Origin of the sequence: Algoriphagus sp. AK58 (assembly GCF_014324365.1) — a bacterium.
In the GTDB taxonomy this organism is placed as follows: domain Bacteria; phylum Bacteroidota; class Bacteroidia; order Cytophagales; family Cyclobacteriaceae; genus Algoriphagus.
In genome coordinates this window covers 74,031-95,981 of the sequence record NZ_QEIG01000003.1, presented here as the reverse complement: position 1 = coordinate 95,981, position 21,951 = coordinate 74,031, and the positions used below count along the sequence as shown (strand labels likewise).

Sequence of the window (21,951 nt, the reverse complement as noted above, 5' to 3'; positions counted from 1 at the left end):
AAGTGGTGTTTACTCCTTCACCGAAGTCGTCACTTTGGGTGCTTCCTTGGTCCATTGACTTACGTCAAGTTTGCGTGCAGTTGGGAGTATCTCATCCAGGGTATTTCCATCGTAGATTCTGCCGTCCTTTACCACATGGGAGATGGTGTTCGTATTCCGGATACTCTCCAGTGGATTTTTTTCCATGATCACCAGGTCGGCCAACTTTCCGACTTCGATGCTTCCGAGTTCTTTATCCAAACCCAAAGATTCGGCCCCAAGGATGGTAGCTACTCTTAGGGCATCCATATTACTCATCTCACCGCTGGCTACTGACCAAAGCTCCCAATGGTAACCCAAGCCTTGAAGCTGTCCATGGGATCCTACACCCGCCAATCCTCCTTGTTTCACGATAGAATTCACACCTTGAGCATGCTTTTGGAAAACATGATCTTCTGGTGCAAACCATCCTCCCAATCCACCTACTCTTCTTCTGGCTTTTTCATTCAGCTCATTGTAAGGAGTAAAGCGGTTAAGCTTAGGATCATGAAGTGGACTTTCGGTAGTGTAGAAGTAATTTTCTGCCCACGGCCCACCATAAGACACCAACAAAGTCGGAGTGTAAGCCATTTTACTTTCGGCGATTGTTTTGGTGACATCACTGTATAGCGGGAATACCGGAATAGAATGCTCATGTCCCGGATAGCCATCAAATAGCTGAGTCATATTGAGCTTGTAGTCCAACCCACCTTCAGTAGTAGGCATCAATTGCTGCTCTTTGGCTGCCATGATCACCCACTGCCGATGCTGACGGTTACCGACCAAGTACATTTTGATGTATTGAGTATTGTAATACTTACTGTACTGCTTGAGCACGTTTTTGGTCTGCTCCAGTGACTTCAGGTTGTACATCCAAAAGCCCACACCCGGCCCGGTGGAATAAACTCTCGGTCCTGGAACCATTCCAGCCTCCACCATGTCTCCATAAGTCAGGACATCAGTCGTTGCGGTCTGTGGGTCACGTGTGGTGGTTACTCCATAAGCAAGGTTAGCAGCATAAATCCACACTGAGTTTTTGTGCAAGCCCCAAGTCGGCCACATGTGCGCATGAGTATCAATGAAGCCCGGAGTAATCGTTTTGCCTGAGACATCTACCACTTTGGCAGATCCGGCATCCAAGGTTCCTGTTTTTCCAACTCCCTTGATTCGGTTGTTCTCGATAAGGATATCCCCATTTTCGATCACTTCAGAACCATTCATAGTCACAATTCGGGCATTTTTAAGGAGAATGCTTCCTTTCGGAGTATCCTTGGCAAAATAAACTTTCACCTGATGCTCTGAAGGCTTGTAGGTTTCTCGTTCTTTCAACTTGGCCTTGTGAAGACTATCTGCCTTAAACTTTTCCTTATCTGCTTTAAACAGGGAGTCGATTCGCTTTTTGTCTGCCTTAGCGAGAGAATCAGCCAATTTCACCGCAGATTCACCTTTTGCTTTTAAAGCGGCGACACTGTCTGCATCTGCCAAGGTTTTAGCCTTTTTGGCTGACTTAACCGAATCCTCTACAAACTCCGCGCGATCGATGTCATAGACCCAATGGCCATTTCCAAGTGACCAGTGTACTTTCTTGCCATTGGCTTCCCAAGCCGGCCATTCTCCGCCGATTTCGGTAAGTTGCCTGGAGGGGAAGTTACTTGCACTTGGTTCAGACACGTTGATAGTGGGGACCTTTCCTGCCGTAGGAATAGTCACAACATAGACATTGTTGTTAATCTGAGCCAAGGCCTTGTTTCCAACAGGAGCCATCAGAATAGTACTGGCACTAGCAGGCATCATTTGTGGTTCGCGTGAATTGGAACCTTCCGGAAGCATGCAATAATTGACAGCATCAGCGTTGGAAAATGGTTTGCCCATGACATAGCGCACATCATTGGCAATGTGATCATGGCCCGAATGATCCGAATGTGGATCCGCTGCCGAACCAAAAGGCGTAATTCCTGTAATACGTGCCAAGACTTTCTCGTCTGTGCCATCCCACTTTACGCTTAGCAAAGATCCTCCTGGACCATTAAGGAAGATTCGGCTTGTATCTTGCGTGAAATGGGCATTTCCATAGTTGCCCGCATCCATAATTTTTCGGGAAGGACCCCCATTGGCAGGAATCCATACGAGTTCTGCTTCTGGAGCATCTACTCCAGGGCCTTCAGCCTCAAAAAGTACCCGATTAGGTCCCTTGAATACTAAAATTCGGTTTTTTGGTCCCCATACTGGTCCTGAATAGAGGGCAGATTCGGAAGAAATTTTGGAAATCGCTCCGTTTCCAACCAAACTTGCTTTGTAAATGCTTCCTCCGTTTTTCTCCTCCCATGTCACAAAGACCAATTGAGTACCATCAGGACTCCAAGTAGGCATAGCTTCGGTGAATTCATTTTTGGTCACCCTTTTTGGAGTTCCATTTGGGTAGTCCATCACATAAAGGCGATTCAGGGCTGTAAAAGCCAACTTTTTACCGTCAGGTGAGGGAACTGCGTCTCTGATTTGAGTAGCGAGTTTATGCGTGGTGTCTTTGATTGCATAGTTGAAATACAAACGAGGTCCCATGGCCAATTTGACATCCGCTTCGAAAGGAATCTCGGTAGCCATACTTCCATCTACTGGAAGTTTCCAGAGTTTTCCCCCATAAGAAGCTATCACAAACCTACTGTCCGGGGTGAAAGCCATCGCAGGAAGCACCCCTTGAGGTGCGATAGATTCTTGTTCGTCACGCTGAACAGGATAGGCGAGCCATTTTTCATCTCCTGTTTTCATATTTCGGATTACCAAACCCGTCTTTTCCTGCCATCTTGAGCCATAGACCATCCAATTACCATCTTTACTCAAAGTAGGAGTAAAGGCCGAACCGTAACGAGAAGTGATGCTGGTGATTTTCCCTTTGTCAAAATCATAGGTTCCTATTTGGTACTGTGGAAGCAGGGCGTTGTAATTCCAAGCACCATTTCTATGCGAGAAATAAACCTTTTTCCCATCCGGACTCACAAAAGGATCTATGGTCTTCATGTTTGCCGGATTTTCATTGAGTTGGATTCCTCCACCCCCATCGACATGGTACATCCAAAGTTTGGTAATCCTGCGGCCTTTAGCTACCACGATATACTCTCCATCGGGAGTCCAATGTGCTCCTGGTACGTCTCCATTTTTTTCTTTAGTCACTTGGACGGTGTCCTTTTTCACCATGTCTATGTACCAAAGGTTGTCACTTCCGGCACGATCAGAGGTAAAAAGGATTTTATTTCCATCGGGAGAAAATCTCGGATGCGTTTCGTACGCAATCCCAGATGTAATTGGAGTAGCCTTTCCCCCTTCCAACGGGATCGTGTAGATGTCACCCATCAGATCAAAGGCGATCGTTTTACCATCCGGACTCACGTCCACACTCATCCAAGTGCCTTCTTTGGTGGTAAATTTTACTTCCCGCTCTGGTTTGAGAGGAAGATCTTTGAATTTAGGATAGTCCAAAGAATCTTTTTTGGTACTATCCGCGGTGGAAGTTTCTTGAATCTTGGAACTCGAGAAAAACAGATCAGCTGATTTCGGCATAATGGCTGCCGCGCTGACTGTCATTCCCAAGGCCAGCAAGAGTGCCGGTTGGGTTAGTTTTTTCATACACATTTGGGTTTGGGCGATGAATCTACTGTTTTGATTTGGTTTTAGAAAAAAATTGAAAGTAATGCAGAAAAATTGATCGTGAACGGACAATATTTCCAAATTTTCTACTAGATGGAAATTAGTTGCCGACTTCCACCTTCAAAAGATTCAGTAAGCTATCTATGTGTGGTACTAGACGCTCCATTTGGGATTTGGCTACAAAAGTGCTGTTTTTATTGATCTGAACCAGGTGCAAAAACTCGTCACCGTAGATCACTTTGGAATCCATAATTTTTCCCCTGATGACCCTACCTCCCGAAGGAAGATCCATGATATTTCTTCGAGTGATTTGCTCCAGGAGCTGGCTTTCCAACAATTCGGAAGATTTGAGCTGATCTAAAACTTTCTCTGACCTCGGAATAAGAAATTCATATAAACCGGTCATTTTGCTGCGAATGGAGTCATTCGAGATCTTATCCAGCCCTCCCGATTGGATAGATTCATAGGGGCCGGAATTGTATTGGAAAAGAATTTCGTAGCGCAATCCCTGCAGGTATTTATTGAGAGTATCCAGGTTTTCCTCCTTAGCCTCAATGGCTTGGATGAGGCGGTTCGCTGATTTTTCCTTTTCGGTCAATCGGTTGATTTGAGAGTTGAAATATTCACGATCTCTGTTCAGGACAGATTGAAGCTCTTGAAGCATTTTCAACTCATACTTTCTGGCTTTTTTTTCCTCATTCCAATTATTGATCTGAAGCGCGATGAGAATACCTATGACCACCAAAAAAATCTCCCCAATGGCATACAGCAGATATCTCGAAAATCTGTTTTCCTGAAGAAGTTGATGACGGATTTTTCGAAGTAAGGTGACCATTGGAATTTAGTTCACTCATGAATTTACTTCAAAAACCCGAACAGGATTGGATTTATTCTTCAGATTTAATTCTCCTACCGGATTCATGGAAAACTTACCGTTTAATTTTTCGGCACAGCGGTCCAAAATCAAAATCTGGCTTGGATTAGCAGCATTCTGAAGTCTGGAAGCCACATTGACCGCATCTCCGATGACGGTATAGTCGAGTCTTTTTAGTGATTTGGACCCAATGTTTCCGGATACCATTTCACCGGAATTTATCCCGATGGAGACTTGGGGTTTGAAATGGGATTTAGAAGAATATTCAGGAATAGCATTCATCTTCTCCCGGATGGATAGGCAGGCTCTGACCGCTCTTTCGGTATGGTTTTCTCCCTGAAAAACAGCCATTACGGCATCACCTATGAATTTGTCCACACTTCCTTTTTCTTCAATGATTTCTTTGACCATCAAGTCAAAATACTCGTTAAGCAAAGTGACGACGGTGTTAGGGTCCTCATTTTCTGAAATCTTGGTAAACCCAACCAGATCTATAAAAGCTACAGTAGCCTCGATGGTCACGTTTTCCATGAGTGCAGTCTCTATTTCTTTTCCACCCATAAAGTTCAACACCGTCTCATCCACATACATTTTGAGAATGTTATTTTCCCTCATGGCTTGAATGGTTCCCTTGACCTGATTGATATAGCTAAGGGTCTTCTCCATAGTGATTTCCAAGTCCTGGAAATCTACTGGCTTGGTCACAAAATCGAATGCGCCAAGATTCATGGCTTTACGGATATTTTCCATATCTCCATAAGCCGATATAATGATGGTTTTGGTAAGCGGATTTTTCTCTTTGGTGTTTGACAGCAGCGTGAGACCATCCATGACAGGCATGTTGATATCACTTAAAATGATATCCACATCGGGATTTTCTTTTAGGGTGTCTAGGGCAAGTTGTCCATTTAAGGCAAAAAGCATTTCGTACTCTCCGGATCGGATTTTCTGCCGGTATTTTTGCCTAAAGAGCATTTCCAAATCTTCCTCGTCGTCGACGACCAGTATTTTTGCCATGTTATTTATTCGTCAGCAATTCCGCTATTTCGTTTTTGAGGGATTCAAAATCCACAGGTTTGGTGAAAAATCCTTTTGCCCCAGACTTAATAGCCTTGTTATAATTTTCCCGGTCCCCGTAGGCAGAAATCATACTCACCTGTATGTGAGGAAATTTCGCCTTGATATTCTCCAAAAGCTCCAATCCACTCATCCCGGGCATATTGATATCTGAAAATACATATACCACATCAGGAGAATCCGACTGACCAAGTATTTCCAAAGCCTGTTGACCTGAAAATGCAAATTCCACCTCCAAAAGCTTACTCTTTATTTCTCTTCTAAACTTCTGCAGGAACATGATTTCCACATCCTGTTCATCGTCTACGATCAAAATTTTCATCTTTCAAAAAGTTTGAGTTTATCTTACCAGTATAATTCCATCTTGATTCCTTAATTCATATTTGCATTGGGCTAAGGAAAACATAATCTACCACCCTTTTTACTATTTTGCCCTGTCCCTTGCCCCAGCGGGATATTTCCACGAAAAGAAAATCCAGTCTAGCCTTACCAAAATCAAAGGCATCTGAAAATGAGAATCTTGCTAACTGGGCAAGTCTTTTTCCAATGGTGATTTTGACTCTCTAATTTAACCTATTATTCCTATCTCACTGCACTTTATTTGCGGATTGTCTTATCAAAATTGTTTTATGTTCTTTAGATAATTCAATTCCAGAAAGGAAGGCAGGAAATCGGGATTTTATTTTTCGTGTTAGTTTTCCAATGGATTCATTTTTCGAACTAATCTCCCAACTGAAGGCTAGCGATTTCTTTCTTTAGGGATTCAAAATCAACAGGTTTGGTAAAAAATCCCTTTGCTCCTGATTTGATCGCCTTGTTGTAATTTTCGCTGTCACCATAGGCAGACACCATGCTCACATGGATGTGTGGAAATTTCTCTTTGATTACGGCCAGCATTTCCAGTCCACTCATCCCGGGCATGTTGATATCTGAAAACACATACACCACTTGGGGAGGATTTTCACTTCCGAGAATTTCCAGCGCTTCTTGTGCAGAAAAGGCAAATACTAGCTCCAACTGCCCGCTCTTTATTTCTTTTCTGAGTTTTTGGCGGAAGAGATCCTCTACGTCTCTCTCATCGTCCACGATTAAAATTTTCATCTTTTAAAAATTCAAGATTTTCTTTTTGGTATCATTATACTGAAACGCGTAAACTCTCCCACCTTTGAGTCAATGGACAACTTACCCTCATGAGATTTGATGATATCATGGGTAATGCTCAGGCCTAAGCCTGTACCTTCTGTTCCTTTTTTAGTAGTAAAAAAGGGCATCAAGAGCTTATCTTTTATTTCATCGGGTACTCCTGGCCCGTTGTCTTCCACTTCGATCTGGACACTTTCTCCCAAATCTTTTGTCCTCAATGTTACCTTGGCCTTGTATGAGTTGCCTTCTTTGGCAATTTTTTCTCTCATAGCATCAAAGGCGTTTTTGACCAAGTTGAGAATCACCCTGCTGAAGTCTTCTGAATTGAGGTCCACTTTAGTCAAGCTTTCATCCAACTCAAGTGCAATATCTACATTGATTGGGTTGGGATTGGCCCGCATGCCATGGAAAGCCAGATTGGAATATTCCCTGATGAGTGCGTTGAGGTCTGTTGGATCTTTAGTGCCTGTACCTCCTCGGGAATGCATGAGCATGGATTTTACAATTCCATCAGCCCGGGACCCGTGGTGCCTTATTTTTCCAAGATTGGACTTGACGTCTCCCAACAGCTCCTTGATGTTTTCTATCTCGTTGGAGGAAGGGAGTTTTTGAAGTTCTTCTTCTATTTCATCCAAAAAGTCTTGGCTCAACTCTGAAAAGTTATTTATAAAATTCAGGGGATTTTTGATTTCATGGGCTATTCCGGCGGTCAATTGTCCAAGAGAGGCGAGTTTTTCCTGTTGGATGAGTTGCTCTTGAGTAGATCGTAAACTATCCAAGGCCTCCTGCAATTCTTCTTTTTGTTGGTTGATTTCAAAGGTCCTTTCATTGACCAATCGTTCTAATTCATTTTTCTTCTCTTGTGCCAAGTGGAATTGACGCTCCTTTTCTTTGGCGATCAGTTGTTCAAGTTTCCTTTCTTTGATTTCTTTTCGATGGTTGACCCACATGGTCACCGCCCAGATAAAGGCAAATACCCCTGCTGCATCGATGTAGCTTTCAATCGAATCATAAAGAGCCTCGTCATATAGTTTTACTAAAAATCGGAATAAGGACACTCCAATAATTGGCAAAGGGGTGATTGCCAGATTTTTATGCTGCTCAAGGGAAGGGGTGTTTACTATGAAATAGATAATTGCTCCGACCAGAACGAAAGAGAAAAATTGATAAAGATAAACAGGGGGAAGCCCGGTATTGGTCAACACCACCAACACACCGGCAAGCACCATTCCGTAGTTGAAATAGCTTTTGATCTTAGGCGTGAAAGTCTCCGGTTCGGCGCTTCTCTTTAAATAGTATAAAAGGAAAAGGGATACAAGGTTGATAAAAGTCATCTCAAAAGGTCAATTATCCTGAAGTGGCTTATAAGCAAATTAATTTCAATCTAATTTGTGAAAAACCAGAGGATTAGCAATGCTTTTGGGGGAAAATAAAGGTTCTCAGCTCGGATATATTTTTATTCTTTGGGTTGTAACCAGAATTTCTCCTCCTCCTTGAGGGATTCAAGTGCACTTTTCATTTGGTCATGACCTTTTTGCACGATTTCTTTCCAGCGCGTGTCATCCAACATGCCAATACCTTTGAGTTCCATTTCCAAGTATATAGCTACCCCAGACTTGGACATCTCCTGCTTTTGACGGCTATTGAGAGTAAGGGAGTTGACCAGAATGGAAGCAATTCCGGGGAGTCTAAATTTCCTTCTTCCTAAAAATGAATCCATCAATAAGGTACTTGCAGAAGGAATTTCTTCAAAATCTACTGGCTGGGATTTGAGCTGAGTCAGGGATATGGCGATGATATGTCTTACAGGGTAATTATACATCGTCTCTATGGGAAGGTTGTCGACCACACCTCCGTCTACGTGGAGTTGATTATCAATCACCACAGGAGGATAAATTCCAGGGATGGCAATACTTGCAGCAATCTGCTTCCAAGCCAGTCCTTTGTCATGGATTTTGGTGGATGCATTGGAGAAATTGGTCGATACGCAGTAACTGTTTACCCAAAGATCTTCCAAGTAAATATTACCCATCATTTTTTTGAGGTAATTCACCATTTTCTTTCCTGACATGATGGAAAGAATGGGAAAGGTAAAATCGTTTCGGGTCAGTTTGCTTGATGCCGAATCGTTGGCATAGAAGCGGATTTTCTGCGGATCAAAATCACAATAGGACGTAGTAAGGCCGTATAGAGCTCCGGCACTCGTGCCTCCCAAGAAGTCGATTTCTACTCCTTTTTCATAAAGGGCAAGTATCGCCCCAAGATGGGCGAATCCCTTGGCTCCACCTCCGCCTAATACCAATCCTATGGCATTGTTGGTCAGAATTCTGGCAAATCTCCGGATATCAGGTCCATGATTTAAGCGGTAGTGAATATGCAAATCCAGATTTCTGTTTTCAAACCACCTCCTTGTATTTTCGGGCTGAGGAGCGTTTTCTGGGTGTAGCAGAAGGAGGAAAATCTTCTTGTTCAGGATGTTTTGGGAATAGAGTTCCAGTCTTTTCTCGATTTCATACAGCTCACTGTCTGCATAAAAATCCGTCGCCACTACTATCAAATCGGCATAGATCGCACATTGAGTGGACCAGTGAAGATCAGCCTCACTGCATACCAAAAAATTCAGCCCCTCATGTTGCTCAAGTGCAGTATACAATTCATGGGTATCGAAGTTGGCATGACTTTCATGATCTAAAACCTGAATTTTGATCTTCATGGCTTCAAACTGAACTCTGATGGCATCCGTGTAGGCCGAGATATCTCGATCTGCTTGCAGGTTCATGACCGCAATATTTTTCGCAGAACTTTCCAGATGTTGCTGAAGGGCATTTCTTCTCATCCTGTTGATGACAAATCTGGCCATCAAAGTTGAGAATTCAGGTTTTTTACTGACCAGTTTGAGGTATTCAGGTTCCGTCAATTCAAGGGCGACGGATTTTCGGATGGCTACCACGGAAGCCGATCTGGGGGCAGAGGTAAAAAGAGCAAATTCACCGATAGGCTCTCCTTCACCAATATCGCCCAAGGCATGTAAGATATTGTCATTTTGGGTGGCCAAAGCACGAAATCGACCCGACAGGACAATGTAGAGCGCGTTTCCCGGGTCCCCCTGATGAAATAGAAACTGTCCCGTATCCAATTCGATCAGCTTGGCAGATTGTAATACTTGGTCTACAAATTCGACATCAGATTCCCCAAAGAGTCTTAAAAGGATCCTTCTGTTATGATTGGCTTTTGAGTAAAAATTTTCCAAAGCGGAAAGAGGTTATTATGGTTTTTATAGTTTTAAAATTAAGGTTGGAATTCAAAAAAACAACTGAAAACTAAGTAACCGTCAATAAATGTTACAGGCGGATTAGATTAAAAAAGTAGGCATGCCCGCATCTGGTTCTGAAAAAATTCGCTTTGAAAATTTAGGCTGATGCTTTTGGAATTGAAATGCTGAATTTGGTCCAATCTCCTACCTTGGTGGTGATATCCAAAGAGCCATTGTGAGCCTTGATGATATCGTGGGTGATGCTTAAGCCTAAGCCAGTACCCTCAGTCCCTTTTTTGGTTGTGAAAAATGGCATAAGCAATTTGTCCTTGATGTCATCAGGAACCCCAGGGCCATTGTCTTCTACCTCGATGAGTACCTTTTCTCCAAGATCGCGGGTTCTTACAGACAGCTTGGGTTTGTAATCAGGACCCACTTTATTGACTTTCTCCCGCATAGCATCAAAAGCATTCTTGGTTAGGTTTAGGATAACTCTGCTGAAGTCCTCCGAATTGAGTGGAATCTTAGGTAACGCATTCTCCAGATCGAGTTCGATTTCGACATTGATCGGATTTTTGTTGGCGCGCATGCCGTGGAAGGAAAGGTTGACATATTCTTTGATGACCTCGTTGAGGTCTGCCGGTTCCATAGCTCCACTTCCTCCTCTGGAGTGCATCAGCATAGATTTGACGATACCATCAGCGCGGCCTCCGTGGTGTTTGATTTTGGTAAGATTGGTCTTAATGTCGGAGAGCAGATCACGCACATTTTCCAAGGCTTCGCTTTCCTCCATTTTGTCTAATTCCTCCTCAATTTCGTCGAGAAACTCCAAGCTCAGCCCTGAAAAATTATTGACAAAGTTGAGCGGGTTTTTGATCTCGTGAGCGATCCCCGCCGTGAGCTGACCAAGGGAGGCTAATTTTTCCTGCTGGATCAGCTGAGCTTGGGTTGACTTTAGGTTTTCATGTGCAGCTTCCAGCTTGGTGTAGGCTTTCTCTATTTCTTTCGCCTGAGCCAATTCACGCTCTCGTGCTTTTTCCTGTTCCGCTTTGATCACCATATTTCTTTGATAGCGGTGGATTGGATAAATCAAAGAAAGAAATAGGAGAGTATAGATCCCATAAGCCCACCATGTTCGGTACCAGGGAGGTAAGACGGTGAAAGAATAACTTAAGGGCTCGGTCCAATTTCCGGCATCTTCTTCACTGGGTCCTGCAAATCTAGCTCTGACCTTGAAGGAATAATCCCCTTCTTGGATATTTCCAAAAGTGGCACTGGTTTTTTTTAAGACAGGGCTCCATTCTTCGTCATATCCTTCCAGTATGTACTGATATTCGACCAAATAGGGCTTGGCTAGCTCATTGGATCCAAAGTCAATGTTGATATGGTTGTGTCGATAGGGTAACACCAATCCTTGGGGAATAGGGAAAAAGGGTAATAGGTCTGAGAATTCAAGTCCTCGGAAACGCTGCTGAAGTGTTTCCCTTTCGGAAGAATTTAACTTTTTACCAAGCGTACTCAGTTCGTCAAAATCGACTAAGGTTGGGTCTATATCCGTTTTTAAAGACTCCCAAGAGATGATTTCTTCGTTGATTCTAAGCTGTTTAAGAAAAACCTTAGGACGTTCGGTATTGCGAATCAAACCATCGTAGTCAAATCTGACCAATGCAGTTTTGTTACTTCCGGTCCCGGCCCAAATGATTCCTTTGCTGTCCTCAAACATCCCGTTTTGACCATCTGTGAGGTCTTTGACTGGGTATCCGGTATTGGAGTTAAAAATTTCTATGTTTTTCAATGTTGAACCGGGCGCATCTTGCTCTGTTGGGGTATCAAAAAATGCGATCCCAAGATTGGTTCCTATGGCGATTTTCCCATTTTTCATGGGAACAATTTGAAGAATGACATTGTCAGGCAGTCCATCTTGGATACCAAATGATTTCATGGCAGATGATGCTTGATCTAAATCCCCTTTGATCCATTTGGAAATAGATTCTTTGGGCAGAAATCCCAATCCATGGCCCGTACCTATCCAAAGATTACCGTCCAGATCTTTCTTTAGCCTCATTACTTCGTCGTCCACCAAACCCTGTTTGGTAGTAAGATTGGTAAATTTTTCCCCATCAAAATGGCTAATTCCACCGTCCACGGCTCCTATCCATATTCCTCCTTCATCTTCGGGCAAAAGAGCCAAGATGATTTGCCCTGCCAAACCCTGATCTATTCCGTAGTTGACAAATCGCGTCCCATCAAATCTGCTGAGGCCATTTTCCGTCCCGATCCAAAGGATCCCATCTTTATCTTCTGCAATGGCATAGATTTCATCGGATGGCAGTCCTTGTTGGCTAGTATAGGTGGTGAAACTTTTACCGTCGTATTTACTGATTCCGCCACCACCGGTTCCAATCCAAAGGTGGCCGCTTTTGTCCTCAATGATCGAATAGACAATTTCTCCGGCTAGCCCTTGGGAAAGGGAGAACGTGGTAAAACTCTTCCCATCAAACTTACTTAATCCACCACCGGCTGTACCAAACCAAAGATTCCCTTCTTTATCTTCCAAGGTACTCAGGATGATGTTTCCTCCAAGCCCCTGATTTACCGTAAAGCTTGTAAATGCGCTCCCATCAAATCGTGTAACCCCTCCTCCGTCGGTGCCAAACCAAAGCTTGCCGGAATCATCCATCACGATGGCTAAAACACTATTGGCAGGCATACCCTGATCACGGGTATAGGTCGTGAATTTGCCGTCAAATCTGCTGGTTCCTCGCTCGGTTCCCAGCCAAATATTTCCGTTTTTATCCTCCAAAATGGATCTGACGATATTGTCTGCCAGACCATCTTTGAGGGTATAAGTCTTAAATTTTTCACCATCAAACCGACTCACCCCACTGCCAATGGTTCCTATCCAAATGGATCCGTCAGATGCCATTCCAAAACTTCTCACCCGATTTCCAGCCAAACCATCGGATTCTGAAAAATTAGTAAAAGATTTCCCGTCAAAACGGCTCATTCCTCCACCGTTGGTTCCGAAATAAAGATTGCCTTTTTGGTCCTTGGCCACGGCAATTACAAAGTTCTCCGCCAAGCCATCTTTTTTGGTAAAGGTGGTAAATGATTGTCCGTCAAATCGACTCACACCTCCGCCTCCAGTGCCAAACCAGATATTTCCATCGTTGTCTTCTGCGATTCCAAATACCACATCGTCTGCCAATCCTTCTTTGACCGTATAGTTTGTAAAAGAAAAACCATCAAACCTGCTCACCCCTGTGATGGTTCCAAACCACATATTGCCTTTGCTATCTTCCCAAATGCTGCGAATGGTGTTTCCCACCAATCCTTGGGAGGAGGTGTAGTTGGTAAACGTATTTCCATCATACCTGCTTACTCCTCCACCATTGGTGCCAAACCACAGGTGGCCCCGACTGTCTAAAAGTGCACAGTTGACCGCATCCAATGCCAAGCCGTCGTCAGTAGAATAGGTTCGAAATTGGGAAATACCCCCTTCACCAAGTAAATAAGGTGTCCCTTTTTGGTCTTTTACGATTTCTCCATTGGGATCGCGCAGGACAAGTAATTCTTGGCTTTTTGGAGCTAACAGTGAGAAAGAAATGTATTCTTCATTCCCGCCTTGGAAAGAATAAGAACCCCCATCTCGTGTGGGTATCAAAATTGTTCGAGGGGCAGTAACCTCTGCCAAACTTACCACCTGGGGTTTGAGGGAATCCGACAGTTCTGAAACCCTTGTGATCTGAGGGGCAGAAAAGGATAGTTTCTCGTCTGAGGTCTCAGAAAAATCACTTTTGCCGCAGGCAACGAGTAAAAATGCTAATCCCCAAATGCGAAGGATGTTTTTCATCAGTCAGTTTCAATCACGCCTGAACCAGCGAGTTGTTCTTTTTCAAAATTTGAGGAAAAAGATAGAAAATAATACTAGGATTAAAAATGCTTTTGGAATCTGGGAATTTCCCTTTGGTATAAAAAAACCGGCTACATCCCGCAGCCGGCTTGATTTATGGCATGAGGTAGGCCCAAATTACTGCCCTACCATGAAGATCGCATTACTTAAGACCAACTTGCCGCTTTCCCAGAAACCTCTGAAAATTGGATTGTCAACAAAGTAAACCAACTGTCCGCGTCCTAGATTTTCTGCGCCGATCACCATGGAGTTACCCATTTGGGATTTGATTTTGTAACCAATGTACCCAGTGCGGTAAGAATCATTGGAAGCTATTATTCCCGCATTTATGCCCCCACTGAGGTAAGCAAACCGGCTTGAATTGTTTTTAAGGGTATAGAATTTTCCTCCAGTGCCATAGCCCAGTGGATGAGTTTCATCCATTTTAACCTCATAGATTGCACCGGCCGTTCCTCCGGATATTTCCAAACGTTCACTATCAGTGTAGGGCTCTAAGCGTTCTTGCTTGGCAAGATCTTGGGCGGTTTTTTCAGCCGCTTTTTTCTCCTCATCCGAATCAAAGGTTTTCAGCTTAAACCCTTCTTTATTGGCAAAAAGATTTACTGCTGCATCGATTGCAATCAGTTTTCCTCCAGCCTTAACCCAATCGGTCAATTTGGTTTGAGCAGCAGCATTAAGCGCTGCTCCAAATACTGATGGAAGAATAATTACATCGTATTTGCTGAGGTCATAACTTCCCATAGCGGTAGCATCCAAGTTGCTCAAAGGATAGTCGAGTTCTTTTTCAAAAAAGTGCCACACCTCCCCGTAATTGAGGGAAGAGGTTCCGTTTCCGCCGACCAAGGCCACTTTTGGCGCTTTGATCACCCGGATATTGGGTGAACCAAAGTCTTTACCTTTATCCACATAGCCTGTTTGGGTTCTGGCTAAGGTCACTCCAAAACTATTGGCGGTTTCTGTTACCTTTTTGTCAAAGTCTCCCACATATTCATTTCCGCCTTTGGTGATGATCAGTGTACCTGCCGGATAGCTTTTACCTTCCACTGTAAAGGGATATTCCGCAAAGCGAACCCGGATTTTTTGATTGAGCAAGGCAGAAAGAAATGCAGCATCGCGGGTTCCCTCCCAGGTAGCCAAATAGGCAACCGGTGTAGAGCCGGGCTGATTGGCTGGATTCGAAGGCTTTTCGTACGCACCGGAAGCATCTAATCTGGTTTCCAAAGCATAGGCTTTCAATCCATAGGCATAAGGCATTGCCCAACTGGTGATATCATAGGTAATGGAGTCGTTGAGGGTAGGATTGGGTTCAAAAAGCACTTGTGCCAAAACGGATTTGGGCTGATAAGCATTGATCACAATGTCTTTGTCCGAGGTGGAAAATGTGACACCTGATTTTCCGGTTTGGTATTCAAATCCTTTCAGTCCGGTTTTTGCTCCGGCTTTTCCATAACGAATGCCGTTTTTATCCAAAAGCTCAAGCAATTTTGCTACCTGTGCCGGATTGCTTTCAGCTTTGATCACGAAGCTTTTATATTTCCCTTTTGGATTGCTGGAGTTGTTTTTAAAATAATTGGCAAACTCGTCCACCAAACGCTTGGCGTTTTGGCTGGTCACCTCTGCCGCCGACATTGCTGCGGTGTAGTGCCCAGCGATACGACCGCTCAGAGTTACGGTATCACCGATTGAATTATAAACTCCGATACCTGCGCGTCCGCTCCCACCTTGTTCGATGGTCATGCCTATGGCCCCATTGTACATGGGGTAAGTGTCTCCATAAGAAGGATAGAGCAAATCAAAACGCTCCTTAGTGAAGTAAAATTTCCCCATTTGATCAAAATACTTGGCGGTATTACGACCGAAGATATCCTGAAATTCATGCTGAAAGGGAGTCAACTGCTCGTGCAATGGCTCAGCTGCCGGAGCCATGTAAAAAGGATTGTCGATGCCTTGCTCATGGAAATCCAGGTGCAACTGAGGCATCCACTGCTGGTAAAGCTTCAGTCTTTGTTGAGATTCCACCTGCACTTGCCAAGCCCAATCCCGGTTGAGGTCGAAGAGGTAATGATTGGCTCTTCCTCCCGGCCAAGGTTCGTTGTGTTCCATAGACTGTGGGTCAGGCTGCAGTCGGGTATTCATCTTCTGATTGTACCACATGGCATAGCGGTCGCGACCATCTGGATTGATGCAAGGGTCTAGGATGATGACTTGATTTTTGAGCCATTCCTGAGACTTGGGATTATTGGGATCTGCCAGAGTATAAAATGTCGAAATCGCTGCTTCCATACCCACTGATTCGTTGCCGTGCACGTTGAAAGACATCCAATTGATCGGAATCTCGGTGCTGGGAGTTCCCTCCATGAGGCCGGCTCGCTTGAGGTTATCCGTACGGATTTGTTCCAGACGGGCCATATTTTCCGGGCTGGATAGAATCGCTACAAACAGTGGCCGTTTTTCATTGGTCTCTCCGTATTGGATGATTTTGATGTTTGGGTTTTGTGAGGCCACGTAGTCAAAGTAATCCACCATGCGGTGATGTGGAGTAAAGCGGTCTCCTGGCTTATAGCCCAAAAACTGCTCCGGGGTCTTGAGTTGTGCCAAAGCTCCCCAAACCAGTGCCAACGCAAATGTTAAGGTCAGTAAACTCTTTTTCATCTTGAAAATTTTTTCAGCTGGGAAGTTAATGCGTTTTGCCGGGATGGAAATTACCGGTTAGGAAAAAGTGGAAAAAGTCCATAGGATCAAAACTTGGTGGTTACAAAAAAGAAAGAGACTGCACACCACACGCACAGTCTCTTTCTCCTAGAATAACAGGACTTACACGGCCTTTACCTTCACCTCGATATTCCCTCGGGTAGCTTTAGAGTAAGGGCAAACTTGATGCGCAGCTTCCACCAATTGCTGGGCGTGCTCTAGTGATTCGGCATGCGGAATTTTCACTTCAATATCTACTCCGAGTCCGAAACTGTTTGGACCATAGTGTCCCAGATGTACTTTGGCTTTGATTTCAGAATCACGGAGGCTGGTTTTTCCGGCCACTGCCGCCAAAGCACCTCCAAAACAGGCCGCATAGGCTGCTGCAAAAAGCTGTTCAGGATTTGTTTTTTCTCCATCTCCTCCAATTTCTTTCGGCATAGAAACTTCAAAATCCAATTTTCCATCATCTGTTCGGACATGTCCTTTTCTTCCGCCGGTGTTGATCGCTACGGCTGTGTAGTCTACAATCAGTTTTTCCATCTTACTTTTTAAGGGTTTTGAGATTTTCCAAAAAGACCTCCGCCTGAGGGATTAACTTCTCAGTCGATTTTCCCAGGCGTGAAGTCAATTGGTCTTCCAACTCTTGAAGTATGGCCAAAGTTTTGGTCTGGAGTGATTTTCCCTGATAAGTCAGGTGTATACTGACCGTCCGCTCATCGTTTTCCCCTCGCTTTCGCTTGAGAAGGTTTTGAACTTCCAGTTTTTTAAGGAGGGGAGTCAATGTTCCCGAGTCTAAACTCAACCGTTCGCCTAATTCATGAACTTTCAGCCCATCTATTTCCCAAAGAATGGACAAAACTAAATATTGTAAATAAGTCAAGCCAAGTTCATTCAGGCGCAATTGAATCTGTTGAATCATCAGCCTTGAACTGGTATAGAGAAGCTGGGAAAGGCGTAGGGATGTAAATTCGGAGGAGTTCATAACAAAAAACAGGATTGAATACAATCTACTTGTTTTCAATCCTGTTCAAAAGTGTTTTGATCTAAATTTTGACAAGAAAGGGGCAGGTTTTTAATTCAGAGCCCTCTTCACTCTTCAACGTTGTAAATCAAAAATCTACAATTGTACATCAATAGTATCTTCCGATCATCGGATGATCCACAATTGCCCGCTTCAATTCCAAGGCGTCAATTGTTCCCGGAACCCGATAGGCTACTTTTCCTCCCGGCTCGATCAGTAGAGTGATCGGCAGACTTCCATCCCAATCCGAGCCAACTACTTTGATGACTTCATACTTGTCTTCGGTATCCATCAGATAGTTGGGCAGAGCAGAAGCTTTGGATTTGAGAAACTTCAAGGCCTTTTCCTGCTGGTCTGGTGCATCCATACTCACGGAGACAAACTGAAAATCCCTTGCGCCATACATCCGCTGCATGGTCACAAATTCCGGATATTCTATAATGCAGGGGCCGCACCAAGTCGCCCAGAAATTGACCAAGAGCAGTTTGTCTGAATCGTTTTTCAATAAATCAGCCAATCCGGCCGGGCTGAGTTTTTCTAAAGTGACTTCCCGTTTTTTCCATTCCTCATTGGTCTTGATGGTGTACTCATTTTTCCAAGCCCATTTGATCGAGCAGCCAAAAGCAGGCGTTTGAGCGGACTCAGGGGGCAAGGCCTCGCCTTTCAGTGTTGCTTCAATGGCAGCTCTCAAATCCTCCGAATTTCCGGTTCCGGGTTTTTCCTTGGCATCGATTCGACCGGAATAAGTCAGTTTTCGGTCTTTGTCAAAGACAAACACGTGCGGTGTGGCTGTAGGACCATACGCTGTGGAAAACTCATGGGTATCCCCGTCATAGAGGTAAGGGAAATTATAGCCTTTTGCCTCTGCTCTAATTTTCATTTCCTCGTGAAAATCCCCCAAATCCGTATAGCCCAGTTCTTCGGGCAAAACTGCAATCGGGCTATTGGGAGAGATCGCCACGAAGGCGACTGATTTTCCTTCGTATTCTTTTACCAACCCGATGAATCTATCTTCATATGCTTGCGCTGTCGGACAATGATTGCAGGTAAAGTTGACCACGAGTATATCTTTGTCCGCAAAATCCTCCAGCGTATGAAATTTGCCATCCACATCTGGAAGGTTAAATGGAGGGGCTTGGTCTCTAATAGTTAATTTAGCTATTGCTTTTTCGGCTACTACTTGAGGATTTGCCACAAACGTGGAGGCTGTTTCTTCCGTTTGGACTTCGGGTTCCCTTGTTTTTCCACATTGGAAAAAGAGGAAACCGGAAGCGATCAGGGCAATATAAAGCGTTCGATTGGAGGTATTCATAGGGTTTGGGTGTGGATTGCCAGACTAAAGCGAAAGTCCGCGCTGATAGGTGTAGTGTAACTTTTTATTAGCTTCTGAATCCGTGAAAACCTGAGCAATTGGATCCCATTTCAGGGGTTTGTTAAGTTCATGAGCAATATTTCCTATCGTACAAGCCGTGCAAGTGCTGTGTCCGACCTCAACCGGAACAATCGGATCTTTTCTTTTTCGGATACAGTCGATAAAGTCCACATGATGTGCTCCAAAACTGAAGTTTTCCGGTTCTTTTCCAATCTGCAAGTCAGCGATCGAAGTATCGTAATTTCCCCGGGAAACTTTGATCCATCCTTTTTCTCCTAAAAACTTCACGCCTTGTCGACCCTCATCAAACTTGGTGATCAACATTTCTACCCCATTTGCATAGCGATAGGAAAGCGGCTTGTCTCCCGATGCTGGGATGACTTCCACGGGACCGTTTCGGTCCATGCTGAGTCCCCATTGAGCGACGTCGATCATGTGCGCGCCCCAGTCGGTCATCAACCCACCACCTGTTTCCCGATACCAGCGCCAAGCACCCCAGGCCGCTTCGTTTTTTTCCGGATTTAAAGTAATTCCCGGGTTCAGCAAATCATTGAAATGTATGGAGGGAATGGGACCGAGCCACTTTTCCCAATTTAAGCCAGCCGGGATGGCTTCTTCCGCGAGATCGTAGGGTTTGGGATGGGGATTGTCACCGACATGAACGAGCACTTGGGAGATTTTGCCCAGCTTGCCTCGTTGCACATGCATGGCAGCCGTTTGAAAGTTGACTGCTGCTCGCTGCATAGAACCGACGGCGAGGACGATCCCATTTTCACGAACCGCTTTGACAAGCTCCTGACCTTCTTTGATCGTGAAGGTGAGCGGTTTTTCGAGGTAAATGTCTTTTTTGGCCCTACAGGCATCTATGGCCATGATGGCATGCCAGTGGTCCGGTGAGGCAATCACCACTGCATCCACTTCAGGATTTGCCAAAAGCTCCCGGTAGTCTTCATAAAGTTTAGGAGCGACATACGTTTTGCCAGCCTCAGTCATATTTTTCTGAACTCGGAGGGCAAATCGCTCCCGCTTGATGGCATAAACATCGGCACCTGCCACGACTTCCACTCCTGAGATTCTCATGAAGTTATTTAAGAGTCCCATAGCCTGCCGGCCCACTCCGATAAAACCCAAGCGAACACGCTCGTGGGCGGTTTGGAAAAGAGGGGTTGGCGCTGAAGCAAAAGAAAGTTCGGGTATCAAACTCAGTCCGGCAGAGGTCAATAGACTGGCGCCGAGGAATTTTCGTCGGGAAAATGAATTAGAACTCATCAGGTTAATGGGTTTAAGTGAATTACTCAATAAGCTAAATAAATTACCAGAAATGATTTGGCTTTTGAAATTTTCGAAGGTGATTTTGATAAATGATGGATAAATCGAGATAAAAGGGAGGGTTTCCTGATTTTATTCAGCTTTCGGAATGGAACTCTTTCCCCGACTTTTTACTTTCTTGCCATAGAATTTTTCTATCAAAATGACTATTCAACAGCTGGAATACCTGATCGCAGTCGATAAGCACCGACACTTTGGAAATGCAGCAGAGTCCTGCTTTGTTACTCAGCCGACCTTAAGTGCACAGCTTGGCAAGCTGGAAAAAGAATTAGGGGTTTTGCTTTTTGATCGAAGCAAAATGCCTGTGATACCTACAGAAATCGGGGTTCAAATTATTGCCCAAGCCAAGAAAGTGGTGTCTGAGAGTAAAGGAATTTTGGAGCTCGTTGCCCAGTTGAAAGGAGATATTTCAGGGACGCTAAAACTTGGGATTATCCCTACTTTGGCACCCTACTTATTGCATCGATTTATCCGAAGGTTTTTGGACAAATACCCGAATGTCAAACTGGAAGTCCAAGAGATGGTAACCGAAGAGGTAGTCAAAAGGCTAAAAAATGATGAGTTGGATTTGGGAATTATAGTAACTCCTTTGGAAGAATCCGGTATCCTGGAAAAGCCGATGTTTTATGAGAAATTCTACGCCTATTTTTCTCAGGGGCATGAACTGTTGAAAGAAAAAGAAATCCGACCCGATCAATTGAAATCTGATGAACTTTGGATCTTGCAACAAGGCCATTGTTTTCGGGATCAAGTGGTAAGCTTTTGTGATCAACGAATGGCAGGCCATAAAAATTTCCATTATGAAAGCGGCTCTTTGGAAGGACTTCGAAATATGGTCAACCGGTATCAAGGTGTGACCTTGCTTCCTGAATTAGCGACCTTTGATCTTTCCGAGGAGGAAAAATCAAGGCTTAGACCGTTCAAAGGAAGTGCTCCTATCAGGGAAGTAAGCATCATCCTCAACCGTAATTTTCTCAAGCAAAAACTGGTAGAGTTGCTTTATAGGGAAATTACGGAGGCCATTCCGCAGGAGATGACCTCCAAAGCACACGGAAAAATCGTACGCTTCAAATAAGCCTATTGCTTTTTGAGGATGTAGCGCTCGGCCAATTCGCCTTCGATGCGATTTCCGTCCCGGTCGAGATGCCAGATTTGGTTTTCACCTACTTTATATTTTCCCGGGGCATCACCGATCAGGCCTTCGAGCTGCACGTTTGAGCCGGTATCATCCCATTTGAAGGTTCCTGTGAAAATCTCTTCCCTGGCATCGTTTAGTCCTAAATAATTGGTTTTGAGCTGAAAAGTGCCGTCTTGATTTAGGGTCACCCAAGTTTCAATTCCTTCACAACTGGCACAGGGAAGGACATTGAAGTAGGTTCCCGCCCAATCCAACGAGGTTTGTGAGTTGTCTCCTGTTGGTAGTGTTTGAGATGTTTCTGAGGTTTCAGCCACAGTTTCGACTTCTTCAGATTGTGATTCTGATGGTTTGCTGCAGCTTAGTTGTAAAGTGGCTAATGCAAAAATGAACAGTAGGGAATTTTTCATCGCTAAAGAATATTGGTGAAGTCAAATTTAACAAAGGTTGATAATAGATCCTTTTCTTCAATAGATTCAA

The 21,951-nt window shown here is 44.2% G+C and carries 15 protein-coding genes; 1 reads left to right on the top strand and 14 read right to left on the bottom strand.

The genetic code is table 11. The annotated features are described in order from the left end of the window. Positions 1-9 precede the first annotated feature (9 nt). From DDT91_RS02460 to DDT91_RS02400, 13 genes are all read right to left on the bottom strand, one after another. Positions 10-3,639 (bottom strand): amidohydrolase family protein, encoded by a 3,630-nt coding sequence (locus DDT91_RS02460; protein ID WP_187174546.1) that lies wholly within the window; start codon positions 3,637-3,639, stop codon positions 10-12. Positions 3,640-3,760: 121 nt separating this feature from the next. Continuing rightward, positions 3,761-4,495, bottom strand: coding sequence for a DUF6090 family protein (locus DDT91_RS02455; protein WP_187174545.1), 735 nt, complete (start codon positions 4,493-4,495; stop codon positions 3,761-3,763). A gap of 15 nt (positions 4,496-4,510) precedes the next feature. Further along, a complete protein-coding gene (locus tag DDT91_RS02450; RefSeq protein WP_187174544.1) occupies positions 4,511-5,551 on the bottom strand; it encodes an adenylate/guanylate cyclase domain-containing protein in 1,041 nt (346 codons plus the stop codon). 1 nt (position 5,552) lies between these two features. Continuing rightward, positions 5,553-5,933 carry a response regulator gene (locus tag DDT91_RS02445; RefSeq protein WP_187174543.1) on the bottom strand — a complete coding sequence of 127 codons (381 nt, stop codon included), beginning with the start codon at positions 5,931-5,933 and terminating at the stop codon, positions 5,553-5,555. Positions 5,934-6,331: 398 nt separating this feature from the next. Beyond that, complete coding sequence (locus DDT91_RS02440) at positions 6,332-6,712, bottom strand: response regulator (RefSeq protein WP_187174542.1); 381 nt, start codon at positions 6,710-6,712, stop codon at positions 6,332-6,334. An 11-nt stretch (positions 6,713-6,723) separates the two neighbouring features. Continuing rightward, the gene (locus DDT91_RS02435) at positions 6,724-8,088 is read right to left on the bottom strand and encodes a sensor histidine kinase (RefSeq protein WP_187174541.1); all 1,365 of its coding nucleotides are present in this window, start codon (positions 8,086-8,088) and stop codon (positions 6,724-6,726) included. A gap of 122 nt (positions 8,089-8,210) precedes the next feature. Beyond that, positions 8,211-10,004, bottom strand: coding sequence for a patatin-like phospholipase family protein (locus tag DDT91_RS02430; protein WP_187174540.1), 1,794 nt, complete (start codon positions 10,002-10,004; stop codon positions 8,211-8,213). Positions 10,005-10,164: 160 nt separating this feature from the next. Further along, a complete protein-coding gene (locus DDT91_RS02425; protein WP_187174539.1) occupies positions 10,165-13,860 on the bottom strand; it encodes a sensor histidine kinase in 3,696 nt (1,231 codons plus the stop codon). A gap of 177 nt (positions 13,861-14,037) precedes the next feature. Further along, positions 14,038-16,572: a M14 family metallopeptidase gene (locus DDT91_RS02420; protein WP_187174538.1), complete on the bottom strand. Its 2,535-nt coding sequence runs from the start codon at positions 16,570-16,572 to the stop codon at positions 14,038-14,040. Between the two features lie 162 nt (positions 16,573-16,734). Continuing rightward, a complete protein-coding gene (locus tag DDT91_RS02415; protein WP_187174537.1) occupies positions 16,735-17,154 on the bottom strand; it encodes an organic hydroperoxide resistance protein in 420 nt (139 codons plus the stop codon). Position 17,155: 1 nt separating this feature from the next. Next, positions 17,156-17,596, bottom strand: a complete 441-nt coding sequence (locus tag DDT91_RS02410; protein ID WP_187174536.1) for a MarR family winged helix-turn-helix transcriptional regulator — start codon at positions 17,594-17,596, stop codon at positions 17,156-17,158. 148 nt (positions 17,597-17,744) lie between these two features. Then, positions 17,745-18,947, bottom strand: a complete 1,203-nt coding sequence (locus DDT91_RS02405; RefSeq protein ID WP_187174535.1) for a redoxin domain-containing protein — start codon at positions 18,945-18,947, stop codon at positions 17,745-17,747. Positions 18,948-18,971: 24 nt separating this feature from the next. After that, the gene (locus DDT91_RS02400) at positions 18,972-20,276 is read right to left on the bottom strand and encodes a Gfo/Idh/MocA family protein (protein ID WP_187174534.1); all 1,305 of its coding nucleotides are present in this window, start codon (positions 20,274-20,276) and stop codon (positions 18,972-18,974) included. A gap of 202 nt (positions 20,277-20,478) precedes the next feature. On the opposite strand from DDT91_RS02400, the gene DDT91_RS02395 reads away from it, so the two are divergent. Next, a complete protein-coding gene (locus DDT91_RS02395) occupies positions 20,479-21,411 on the top strand; it encodes a hydrogen peroxide-inducible genes activator (protein WP_187174533.1) in 933 nt (310 codons plus the stop codon). A gap of 2 nt (positions 21,412-21,413) precedes the next feature. On the opposite strand, the gene DDT91_RS02390 is transcribed toward DDT91_RS02395, so the two are convergent. After that, a complete protein-coding gene (locus tag DDT91_RS02390; protein WP_187174532.1) occupies positions 21,414-21,881 on the bottom strand; it encodes a copper resistance protein NlpE in 468 nt (155 codons plus the stop codon). Positions 21,882-21,951: the final 70 nt, after the last annotated feature.

Excerpts from the sequence above, each read along its gene's own strand:
- DDT91_RS02460 (WP_187174546.1), bottom strand. The coding sequence starts at position 3,639 with ATGAAAAAACTAACCCAACCGGCACTCTTGCTGGCCTTGGGAATGACA.
- DDT91_RS02455 (WP_187174545.1), bottom strand. The coding sequence starts at position 4,495 with ATGGTCACCTTACTTCGAAAAATCCGTCATCAACTTCTTCAGGAAAAC.
- DDT91_RS02450 (WP_187174544.1), bottom strand. The coding sequence starts at position 5,551 with ATGGCAAAAATACTGGTCGTCGACGACGAGGAAGATTTGGAAATGCTC.
- DDT91_RS02445 (WP_187174543.1), bottom strand. The coding sequence starts at position 5,933 with ATGAAAATTTTGATCGTAGACGATGAACAGGATGTGGAAATCATGTTC.
- DDT91_RS02440 (WP_187174542.1), bottom strand. The coding sequence starts at position 6,712 with ATGAAAATTTTAATCGTGGACGATGAGAGAGACGTAGAGGATCTCTTC.
- DDT91_RS02435 (WP_187174541.1), bottom strand. The coding sequence starts at position 8,088 with ATGACTTTTATCAACCTTGTATCCCTTTTCCTTTTATACTATTTAAAG.
- DDT91_RS02425 (WP_187174539.1), bottom strand. The coding sequence starts at position 13,860 with ATGAAAAACATCCTTCGCATTTGGGGATTAGCATTTTTACTCGTTGCC.
- DDT91_RS02420 (WP_187174538.1), bottom strand. The coding sequence starts at position 16,572 with ATGAAAAAGAGTTTACTGACCTTAACATTTGCGTTGGCACTGGTTTGG.
- DDT91_RS02415 (WP_187174537.1), bottom strand. The coding sequence starts at position 17,154 with ATGGAAAAACTGATTGTAGACTACACAGCCGTAGCGATCAACACCGGC.
- DDT91_RS02410 (WP_187174536.1), bottom strand. The coding sequence starts at position 17,596 with ATGAACTCCTCCGAATTTACATCCCTACGCCTTTCCCAGCTTCTCTAT.
- DDT91_RS02405 (WP_187174535.1), bottom strand. The coding sequence starts at position 18,947 with ATGAATACCTCCAATCGAACGCTTTATATTGCCCTGATCGCTTCCGGT.
- DDT91_RS02400 (WP_187174534.1), bottom strand. The coding sequence starts at position 20,276 with ATGAGTTCTAATTCATTTTCCCGACGAAAATTCCTCGGCGCCAGTCTA.
- DDT91_RS02395 (WP_187174533.1), top strand. The coding sequence starts at position 20,479 with ATGACTATTCAACAGCTGGAATACCTGATCGCAGTCGATAAGCACCGA.
- DDT91_RS02390 (WP_187174532.1), bottom strand. The coding sequence starts at position 21,881 with ATGAAAAATTCCCTACTGTTCATTTTTGCATTAGCCACTTTACAACTA.